The organism is Streptomyces sp. PU-14G (assembly GCF_041028275.1).
Lineage (GTDB): Bacteria > Actinomycetota > Actinomycetes > Streptomycetales > Streptomycetaceae > Streptomyces.
Genome location: NZ_JASKYT010000064.1, coordinates 17,340 through 28,251, shown reverse-complemented (window position 1 = coordinate 28,251; position 10,912 = coordinate 17,340). Strand labels below are relative to the sequence as shown.

At 73.6% G+C, this 10,912-nt stretch carries 4 protein-coding genes; all 4 read left to right on the top strand.

The genetic code is table 11. The features are described 5' to 3' along the window. The first annotated feature begins 24 nt into the window (after nt 1-24). The gene (locus AB8Z75_RS10855) at nt 25-1,254 is read left to right on the top strand and encodes a cytochrome P450 (RefSeq protein WP_369201249.1); all 1,230 of its coding nucleotides are present in this window, start codon (nt 25-27) and stop codon (nt 1,252-1,254) included. Continuing rightward, nucleotides 1,251-2,912, top strand: a complete 1,662-nt coding sequence (locus tag AB8Z75_RS10850; protein WP_369201248.1) for a (2,3-dihydroxybenzoyl)adenylate synthase — start codon at nt 1,251-1,253, stop codon at nt 2,910-2,912. Before AB8Z75_RS10855 ends, AB8Z75_RS10850 begins: the two co-directional genes overlap by 4 nt. Beyond that, nucleotides 2,909-4,093 carry a cytochrome P450 gene (locus AB8Z75_RS10845; RefSeq protein WP_369201247.1) on the top strand — a complete coding sequence of 395 codons (1,185 nt, stop codon included), beginning with the start codon at nt 2,909-2,911 and terminating at the stop codon, nt 4,091-4,093. Before AB8Z75_RS10850 ends, AB8Z75_RS10845 begins: the two co-directional genes overlap by 4 nt. 167 nt (nt 4,094-4,260) lie before the next feature. Beyond that, nucleotides 4,261-10,884, top strand: coding sequence for an amino acid adenylation domain-containing protein (locus AB8Z75_RS10840; RefSeq protein ID WP_369201246.1), 6,624 nt, complete (start codon nt 4,261-4,263; stop codon nt 10,882-10,884). The last annotated feature ends 28 nt before the right edge of the window (nt 10,885-10,912 follow it).

Genomic DNA, 10,912 nt, shown 5'->3' with positions numbered 1-10,912 from the left:
GCACTGTSTCCCCGGAGGAACCCAGTGACCGCCCCCTTGCCCACCGCCCCGCTCCCGCTCGACGAGCGCTTCATCCAGGACGCACACGCCGTCGCGGCCGAGCTGCGCGCCGCCGCGCCCGTGCGCTTTGTGGAACTGCCCGGCGGGTTTCCCGTCTGGCTGGTCAGCGGCCACGAAGAGGCCCGCACCGCCGTCACCGACCCCCGCTTCAGCAGCGACGGGGTCTACGACCGGCTGGAGCGGCTGCGACTGGGCGGCGGCGAGGACACCGAGAGCCACTTCGCCCCCGAACTCGCCAAGAACCTGCTCAACCTCGACCCCCCGGACCACACCCGGCTGCGCTCCCTGATCACCAAGGTGTTCACCGCCGGCGCCGTCGCCCCGCTGCGCCCGCGTATCGAGGCCATCACCGACGAACTCCTCGACGCCATGGAGAAGGCGGGGCCGCAGAGCGAACTCCTCGCCGACTACGCGCTGCCCCTGCCCATCCGCGTCATCTGCGAACTCCTCGGCATCCCCTTCGAGGACCGCGAGCGGTTCACCGCCTGGACGCACACCATGGTCGCCGCCGTCACCCCCGAGGAGATCGGCGCCGCCTCGACGCGGATGGCGTCCTACCTCGGCGACCTCGTCGAGGCCAAACGCCGCGAGCCCGGTGAGGATCTGCTCACCCGCCTCGTCCACGTCAGTGACGGCGGTGACCGCCTCTCCCGCGACGAACTGATCGCCACCGCCGTCGTGCTGCTGACCGGCGGCTTCGAGACCACCGTCAACCTCATCAGCAGCGGCGTACTCGCGCTGCTGCGCCACCCCGAGCAGCTCGCCCTGCTCAAGGCCCGGCCCGAACTGATGCCGCAGGCCGTCGAGGAGTTCCTGCGCTACGAGACCCCCAACAACCTCTCCAGCCCCCGCTACGCCACCGAGGAGGTCGAACTCGGCGGCGTCACCATCCCGGCGGGCCATTTCGTGATGGTGTCCTGGCTCGCCGCCAACCGCGACGAGCGGTTCGCCGAACCCGACCGGCTCGACCTCACCCGGCCCGCCGGCGGACACCTCGCCTTCGGCCACGGCATCCACTACTGCGTCGGCGCCGCACTCGCCCGCCTGGAGGGGGAGATCGCCTTCGGCCGGCTCCTCGCCCGCTTCCCCGACCTCGAACTGGCCGTGGACGAGTCCGCGTTGCGCTGGCGCTTCTCCACGGCCATGCACGGCCTGGAAGCCCTGCCGCTGCGGCTTGCCCCCGCCGCCGGATGACCCCGACCCCGCCCATCGACCGAGGAATCACCGTGCCCCTGCTCGACGGATTCACCCCCTGGCCCGAGCCGGTCGCCGCGCGCTACCGCGCCGAGGGCTACTGGACCGGCACCACCCTCGGCTCCGTCCTCCGGGACGGTGCCCGCCGCGCCCCCGCGCACACCGCCCTGGTGGCGGACGGGCAGCGCCTGAGCTACGCCGAACTCGACGAGGCCGCCGACCGGGTGGCCGCCGGACTGCGCGCCCGCGGCCTCAAGCCGGGCAACCGCCTCCTGGTCCACCTGCCCAATTCCCTGCCCTTCGTCATGTTGCTGTTCGGCTGCTTCCGCGCCGGCGTGGTCCCCGTCCTCGCCCTGCCCGCCCACCGGGAGAGCGAACTCGTCCACCTCGCCCGGCTCTCCGGCGCCGTCGCGTGCGTCGTGGAGGGTGGTGGCCCGGAACAGGACGGGCTGGCTCGGACGGTACGCACCGGCGCCCACACCATCCGCCACGTGTTCACCAGCGGCCCCGCCGAATCCGGTGCCTTCACCCCCTTCGAGGCGCTGCTGTCCGCCGAGCCGCATCCCGGCGCCCCCGACGACGCGCGCCCCGGGGACGTCGCCGTACTCCTGTTGTCCGGCGGCACCACAGGACTGCCCAAACTGATCCCGCGCACGCACGACGACTACGCCTACAACCTGCGGGCGAGCGCGCAGGTCGCCGGACTCGACGCGAGCAGTGTGACCCTTCTCGCCCTGCCTGCCGCCCACAACTTCGCCCTGGCCTGCCCCGGCCTCTTGGGCACCCTGCACGCCGGCGGCACCACCGTGCTGGCGCCCTCGGCGGATCCGGAGACCGCCTTCGGCCTCATCGCCCGCGAACGCGTCACCACCGTGGCCCTCGTCCCCCCGCTCGTCCTCGCCTGGCTGGAGGCCGCTGAGCTGCTCGCCCCCGACCTGAGCAGCCTCGCCCTCCTCCAGGCGGGCGGCGCACGGCTCAAGGAGGAGAGCGCCCGGCGGGTGGGCCCGGTTCTCGGCTGCGCCCTGCAACAGGTGTACGGCATGGCGGAGGGGCTGCTGAACTTCACCCGCCTCGACGACCCCGACCAGACCGTCTTCCGCACGCAGGGCCGCCCCCTGTGCGAGGCCGACGAGGTCCGCGTGGTCGCCCCCGACGGCACGGACGTGCCCGACGGCGAGCCGGGCGAGCTGTGGACGCGCGGCCCCTACACGCTGCGCGGATACTTCCGGGCCGAACGGCACAATGCCACCGGCTTCACCGCCGACGGCTTCTACCGCTCCGGTGACCTGGTGCGCCGGCTGCCCGGCGGAAACCTCGTCGTCGAGGGGCGGCTGAAGGACGTGATCAATCGGGGCGGCGACAAGGTCCCGGTGGAAGAGGTCGAAAATCACCTTCTCGCCCACCCCCGCGTCCACGACGTGGCCCTGGTCGGCTACCCGGACGCCGACATGGGCGAGCGCACCTGCGCCTTCGTCGTCCCCCGCGGCGAGGCCCCCACCCGGAGCGACCTCATCGACCACCTGGTGACCCGGGGCCTCGCCGCCTTCAAGCACCCGGACCGGGTCCGCACGCTCGACGGCTTCCCCCGCACAGGCGCGGGCAAGGTCGACCGCGCCGCACTCGCCCGCACCATGGAAGCCACCGCGGAGGCACTGTGACCAGGCCCGTCTCCTACCCCTTCAACACGGACACCGGCCTGGAACTCGCCGACGCCTACCTCGTCGCCCAACGCAGCCCCGGCCTGCTGCGTGTCCAACTGCCCTACGGCGAACCGGCCTGGCTCGTCACCCGGCACCACGAGGCCCGCGCGGTCCTCGCCGACGCCCGCTTCTCCCGAGCGGACACCCAGCGGGACGCGCCGCGTACCACCCCGGTCAGCCCCATCGGCCTGGTCGCCACCGACCCGCCCGACCACACCCGGCTGCGCCGCCCGGCGGCCCGCGCCTTCACCGCCCGCCGGGCGGAGGCGCTGCGCCCCCGCGTCCGCGCCCTCACCGAGGACGCCGTCCGGCGCATGACCGCCCGGGGAGCCCCCGCCGACCTGGTGGAACACGTCGCGCTTCCCGTGCCGATCGCGGTCATCTGCGAACTGCTGGGCGTCCCCGCCGAGGACCGGGACCGCTTCCGCGGCTGGAGCGACGCGGTCCTGTCCACCAGCGGGGCGACGCCGCGGGACTTCATGGCCGCGACAGGCGCACTCAAGGCGTACATGGGCGACCTGCTCGACGAGCGACAGGCCGAGCCCGCCGACGACCTGATGACCGCGCTGCTGCGGGCCCGCGACGAGGACGCCCCCGACGACCGGGCCTCCCGGGACGAACTGATCGAGCTGTGCATCGCGATCCTGCTCGGCGGATACGAGACCACCGCCACGCAACTCGCCAACCTGACCTGGGTCCTGCTCACCGAACGCCCCGACGCCCTCGCCGAACTGGCCGGCCGCCCCGAGCGCGCCCGCGCCTGGGTCGGCGAACTGCTGCGCTACGTCCCCCTGGCCGCCTCCGCCTCGCTGCCGCGTTACGCCCTGGAGGACGTGGAGGTGGGCGGCACCACGGTGCGCGCGGGCGAGCCCGTGCTCGTGGCCATCGGCGCTGCCAACCGCGACGCGCTGCGCTTCCCCCGGCCCGACGCGCTCGATCCCGACCGCGACACCACGGGGCACCTCGCCTTCGGCCACGGCATCCACCACTGCGCCGGCGCGGCGCTGGCCCGGGTCGAACTGGAGGAGGGACTGACCGCACTCGCCCGACTGCTGCCGGGTCTGCGTATGGCCGGCGACGCGACGTGGAAGTCGGCCGCCTTCCTCCGAGGCCCGGCCACCTTGCCGGTGGCCTGGTGACACCGGCCGACCCCGAGAAAGGTGCCAGCGGCCGACCCCGGGCCCGGTGACACCGGCCGACTCCGAGAACCCACCTACGGGCCGTACCCACAGGCCACCACGGACACCGGCGCGGCGGCCGTCCCCGCCGTGCCGGCCCGTATACCCGCGAGACAGAAGGAAGACCCGTGCTGACCGACTCGACCGATCCGGCCACCGCCGAGACAACGGACCTGGAGGTCCTGCGCACCCGGCTCGCGGCGGTACTCGACCTGCCGCCCGGCACCCTCCACGACGACGACAATCTCATCGCCCTGGGCCTGGACTCCATCACCCTGATGAAGCTGACGGCCCGCTGGCGGCGCGCCGGGACCGAGGTGTCCTTCGGCGCACTCGCCGCCGCCCCGACACCCGCCGCCTGGCACGCCTTGCTCTCCCGAGCGGGTACGCATACCTCCACAGCGCCGCAGCCCGGCATCGCACCGGAGGGCGACGACGAGGCTGCAGAACCCTTCCCGCTCGCCCTGATGCAGCACGCCTACTGGGCCGGACGCTCCCCCGGACAGCGACTCGGCGGCGTGGCCGCGCACTTCTACCACGAGTTCGACGGCACGGGAGTGGACCCCGATCGCCTCGACGCGTCGGTACGCTCCGTCCTCGCCCGCCACGACATGCTCCGGGTCCGCGTTCTGGACGACGGCACCCAGGAGGTCCTGGAACGCGCCCCCTGGCCCGGCCTGCGCGTGACCGACCTGCGGGACGAGGAACCCGAAGCCGCTGAGGCCGCGTTGGACCGCGTGCGCGCCGCGCTCTCGCACCGCGCGATGGACATCCGCTCGGGTGAGGTCTTCGACGTCCGGCTCACCCTGCTGCCGGGCGGCCGTACCCGCACCCACGTCAACCTCGACATGATCGCCGCCGACGCGCTCAGCCTGCGGGTCCTGCTGGGCGACCTCGCCGACGCCTACAGCGCGGGTGGCCAGGCGCCGCGCGCCAAGCCCGGCTACTCCTTCCGCCGCTACCTGTCCGACCGCGAGTCCCACCGGGCCGGCCCCGCCCGTGCCGCGTACGAGGCGGACCGTGCCTGGTGGCGCGACCGCCTCGACAGCCTGCCCGGGGCCCCCGAACTGCCCGCCGCGGGCCACGACGCCGACGCCACGGCCGTCGTCCGCAGGCACCGAATCCTCGGCCCCGAGCGGGCAGCCGCCTTCGAAGGCCGGGCCAGGGCCCACGGGCTGACTCCCGCGCTCGCGCTCACCGCCGTCTTCGCCGAGGTGCTCACCGCTTGGAGCAGCGAGCCCTCCTTCCTGCTCAACCTTCCCCTGTTCGACCGCGAACCCCTGCACCCGGACGTCGAGAACCTGGTGGGCGACTTCACCTCCTCGGTCCTTCTGGCCTGGGACGGCACCGAGCCGGGCACCTTCGCCGACAGGGCCGGACGGCTTCAGGAGCGGTTCCACGCCGACGCGGCGCACGCCCGTCACTCCGGCGTGGAGGTGCTGCGCGACCTCGGCCGGCACCGTGGCGCCCAGACCCTCGCCCCCGTGGTCCACACCAGCGCGCTCGGCCTCGGCCCGCTCTTCCCCGCCTCGGTCACCCGCGTCTTCGGTGAACCCGCATGGATCATCTCCCAGGGCCCGCAGGTGTGGCTCGACGCCCAGGTCACCGAACTTGACGGCGGACTGCTGGTCAACTGGGACGCCAGGGAAGCCGCGTTCGCGCCCGGCGTCCTGGATGCCATGTTCGACGCGTACACCGCCCTCCTGGGCCGGCTCACCGACGACGAACACGCCTGGACGACCCCGGCAGGCGACCTGCTGCCCGCGGGACAGCGGCAGACCAGGCAGACCGTGAACGACACGGGCCGTCCGCCCGGCGCCCGACTGCGCCTGCACGACGAGTTCTTCCGCTATGCCGCCACCACCCCCGAAGCGCCCGCGCTGCTGTGGGGCACCGGTACCGAGCACCTCACGTATGCCGAACTCGCCGCGCGCGCCCTCGCCGTCGCGGGCCACCTGCACGCGCACGGCGTGCGCCCCGGTGACCTGGTCGCCGTGAGCCTGCCCAAGGGGCCCGAGCAGGCCGTCGCGGTCCTCGGCATCCTCGCGGCCGGCGCCGCCTATCTCCCCGTCGCCGTCGACCAGCCGCCCGCCCGTCGCGACCGCGTCTTGGAGTCCGCCGGCGCCCGGCTCCTCCTCGACCGCCTGGACACGGCCCTCACCGCCGACCCGCTGCCCGCTCCGGTGCCGGGCACGCCCGACGACCTCGCCTACGTGCTGTACACCTCGGGATCGACAGGCGAACCCAAGGGCGTCGAGATGGCCCACGCGGCGGCCATGGGTACCGTGGCCGACCTGCGGTACCGTCTCGGACTCGGCGCCACCGACCGCACCTTGGCGCTGTCCGCGCTGGAGTTCGACCTCTCCGTCTTCGACCTGTTCGCGCCGCTGGGCACCGGGGGAGCCGTCGTCTGCGTACGGGAGCCGGAACGGCGGGACGCCGACGCGTGGCTCCGCCTGGCACACACCCACCGGGCGACGGTGCTGAACTGCGTGCCCGCCCTGCTCGACATGCTGCTCACCGTCGCGGAGGCCGGGACGGATGCCACGGACACGGCCGGCCCCCTGCCGCTGCGGGCGGTCCTGCTCGGCGGTGACCGGGTCACCGTCGACCTGGCCGGACGGCTCGCCCGCCAGGCTCCCGACTGCCGCCTCGCCGGGCTCGGCGGCACCACCGAGGCCGCCATCCACTCGACCTGGCAGGAGGTCACGCTCCCGGTCCCCGAGGACTGGAGCATCGTCCCCTACGGCCGTCCGCTCGCCGGTGTGCGCTGCCGGGTCGTGGACGCGCTCGGCCGGGACTGCCCGGACTGGGTGCCCGGTGAACTGTGGATCGGCGGCGGCGGAGTGGCCCGCGGCTACCGCGGCGACCCCGGCCGCACCGTCGATCGCTTCGTCGAGCACGACGGCCTGCGCTGGTACCGCACGGGAGACCGCGCCCGCTACCGCGCCGACGGCACCCTGGACTTCCTCGGCCGCACGGACCACCAGGTCAAGGTGCGCGGGCACCGGGTCGAACTGGGCGAGGTCGAGGCGGCGTTGACCGCCCACGCCGAGGTGACAGAGGCCGTCGCGGTGCTGCTGCCGAGCCGTCGGCTGGCGGCGGCCGTCGTCCCCGTTCCCGGAGTGCTTCCCTCGCCCGCACATCTCAGGGAGCACCTCGGCACACTCCTGTCGCCGGCCATGGTCCCGGACACCACAGCGGTGCTCCACGAGCTGCCGCTGACCCGCAACGGCAAGACCGACCGCGCCGCTGTCCGGGCCCGCCTGGCCGAACTGGCCGCCGACCACCAGGAACAGGGCGCACCGGCCGTACACGAGCCGCCCCGCACCGATGCCGAGTGCCTCGTCGCCGCCGCCTGGACGGACGTTCTCCGGCTGCCCGCACCCGGGCCCGGACGCACCGATGACTTCTTCGCCCTGGGCGGCGACTCGCTGCTGGCCACCCGCCTCATCAGCCGGCTGCGGGCAGACGGGGCACAGGGGATCGCACTCAGCGCCCTGTTCGCCCATCCGAGCCTCGCCGACTTCGCCGAGACCCTCCACCTCGGCCCGGCGCGTCCCCCGGCCCAGCCGCCCGCACCCGACCCCGAGCACCGCCACGACCCGTTCCCGCCCACGGACGTGCAGCTCGCCTACTGGCTGGGCCGCGGCGAGGACTTCACCCTCGGCGGCGTCGGCTGCCACTTCTACCGCGAGTACGACATACCCGGCCTGGACGTGCCCCGTCTGGAGGAGGCCGTCAACCGTCTCGTGGCGCGGCATCCGATGCTCCGGGCCGTCTTCGACGACGAGGGCAACCAGCGCGTCCTGGCTGAGGTGCCCCGCTTCACCGTAGAGGTCACCGAAGCAGCAGGCGACCCCGACGCCTCCCGGGCCGCCCTGCGCGATACCTGGTCGCACCACGTCTTCGACCCCGGCCAGTGGCCGCTGTTCAGCGTTGCCGCCGTCCGCGACGACCACGGCGCACGCCTCGCGGTCGGCATGGACAACCTGGTCCTGGACGCGCTGAGCATCCTCACCTTCTACTCCGAGCTGTCCGCTCTCTACGCCGATCCCGACGCCGAGCTACCACCGGTAGACGTCACCTTCCGCGATCACGTGCTCGCCACCAGCACCGACCCCGACGAACTCGCCGCAGCCGAACAGCACTGGAACAAGCGGCTCGACACGCTGCCCCCCGCGCCCCGGCTGCCGCTCGCCGGCGACCCGGCCGGCATCACCGCCCCCCGCTTCGAGCGACGCACCGCCGTTCTGGACCCGGAGGCCCGCCGCGCCTTGGAGGAACGCGCCCGCGCCCACGGCGTCACCCCGTCCGCCGTGCTGCTGACGGCGTACTGCGAGGTGTTGTCCCTGTGGAGCGCCGAGAGGGACCTCACGGTCAACCTGACCCTGTTCGACCGGCGCGAAGCCCATCCGCACATCACGCGAGTCCTCGGTGACTTCACCTCCCTGGTCCTGGTCGGCCACGAACACCGCCCGGACGAGCCCTGGCTGACCGGCGCCCGCCGTACCCAGCGCGAGCTGTGGCAGGCTCTCGACCACCGCTCCCTCTCCGCCGTCCAGGTGCTGCGCCGTTTCGCCCGCCGCACCGGGCAGGCGGAGGTGACCATGCCTGTCGTCTTCACCAGCGCCCTCGGCCTGGACGCAGGCGAGGACGAGGCCGGACTCTTCACCGACCAGGTGTACGGCATCACCCAGACCCCGCAGGTGTGGCTCGACCACCAGGCCGTCGAACGGCGCACACCCGAGGGCACCGTGATCGACCTGCACTGGGACTCCGTCGAGGGCCTCTTCCCCGAGGACGTCGCCGACACCATGTTCACCGCGTACACCGCCCACCTGCACCGTCTGCTGGAGGCCGACTGGAACGCCCCCCGACCGGTCGGCCTGCCGCAGGCTCAGCGCATCGCCCGGGAGCTGGCCAACGAGACGGCCGCACCCCAGCGGGAGACGTCCCTGCACGCCTCCTTCTTCCGCAACGCCGCAGCCCGCCCGGACGCCCCGGCGATCCTCACTGACGGTGCCGACCGCTCCGTGACGTACGGCGAACTGTCCCTGCGAGCCCGCCGCGTGGCCGCACTGCTGACCGCGCACGAAGTGTCCCCGGGGGAACCGGTCGCTGTCTGCCTGCCCAAGGGAGCCGAGCAGATCGCCGCCGTGCTGGGCGTCCTCGCCGCCGGAGCCGCCTACGTCCCGATCGGCGTCGACCAGCCCCGGGTGCGCCGCGACCGTATCGTCGCCGGGGCGGGCGTACGGCTGGCGCTGACCGCGGATCCCGGCGACGACTGGCCGGTCACGGCCGTACCGCTCACCGAGGCCGACCGGCACCAGCCCCTGGACGTCCCGGCCGTCGCCGCCCCGGATCAACTGGCCTATGTCATCTTCACATCCGGGTCGACCGGTGGCCCCAAGGGCGTGGAGATCACCCACGCCGCCGCCGCCAACACGGTCGAGGACATCAACGACCGCTACCACGTGGGCGCCGGCGACCGGGTCCTGGCCGTCTCGGCCCTCGACTTCGACCTGTCGGTGTACGACATCTTCGGCCTGCTGTCCGCCGGTGGCGCTCTGGTCACCGTCGCCGAGGACGAGCGCCGCGACGCCCAGCGGTGGGCCGAGCTGTGCGTCCGTCACGGGGTGACGGTGTGGAACACCGTCCCGGCGCTGCTCGACATGCTGTTGACGGTCGCCGAGTATCAGTCCGAGCAGGTCCCCGGTACTCTGCGGCTGGCCCTGTTGTCCGGCGACTGGATCGGCCTCGACCTGCCCGGCAGGCTGTCCGCGTCGGTCCCGTCCTGCCACCTCGTCGCCATGGGCGGCGCCACGGAGGCGGCTATCTGGTCCAATGCCCACGACGTCGAGGGGCCGCTCCCCGGCTGGCCGTCGATCCCTTACGGCATGCCTTTGCGCAACCAGGGCTACCGGGTAGTCGACGCACCGTGCGGGGAGGACCGGCCCGACTGGGTGCCCGGTGAACTGTGGATCGGCGGCGCCGGGCTCGCCCGCGGATATCGCGGTGCGCCGGAGCTGACGGCGTCCAGCTTCGTCACGGCCGGTGGCCGGCGCTGGTACCGCACCGGCGACCTCGGCCGTTACCGTCCCGGGGGAGTGCTCGAGTTCCTCGGCCGCACCGACGACCAGGTCAAGGTACGCGGTCACCGCATCGAGCTGGGCGAGATCGAGGCCGCACTGTCTGCGCACCCGGACGTGGCCCGCGCCGCCGTCGCCGTGTCTGGCACCGGCGCGGCGCGCGAACTGCTGGCCGCCGTCGTGCCCACCGGAGGACAGGATGGGGCAGTGCTGGTCAAGACGCTGGGGCACTGGCTGGATGACCGGCTGCCGCACGCGATGGTCCCGCGGCTGATCACGGCACTGCCGGCGATCCCCCTGGGCCGGAACGGCAAGGTGGACCGGCGGAGCCTGACCGCCGCAGTCACCGCGACCACCCAGCCGCGGTCTGACGGGAGAGCTGGCGACGCACTCGACCCCGTCGAGCGGTCGGTCGCACGGCTGTGGGAGAGCATCCTCGGCGTTCCGGTCCGCACTGCTGAGGACAACTTCTTCACCCTCGGCGGAGACAGCGTCCGAGCGGTCCGGCTGATCGAGCGGGCCACCGGTGAGCTGGGCGTGCGGCTGTCGCTGGCCCGGTTCTTCGCCCGGCCGACCGTCAGTGCCTTCGCCGCCCTCGCCCGCCGGGAGGGCGTGTCGGCGTCCGGTGGAGCAGAGCCCGTGGAGGAAGGGATTCTCTGACCGAGGACGACGGTAGGTCACCGGCTGC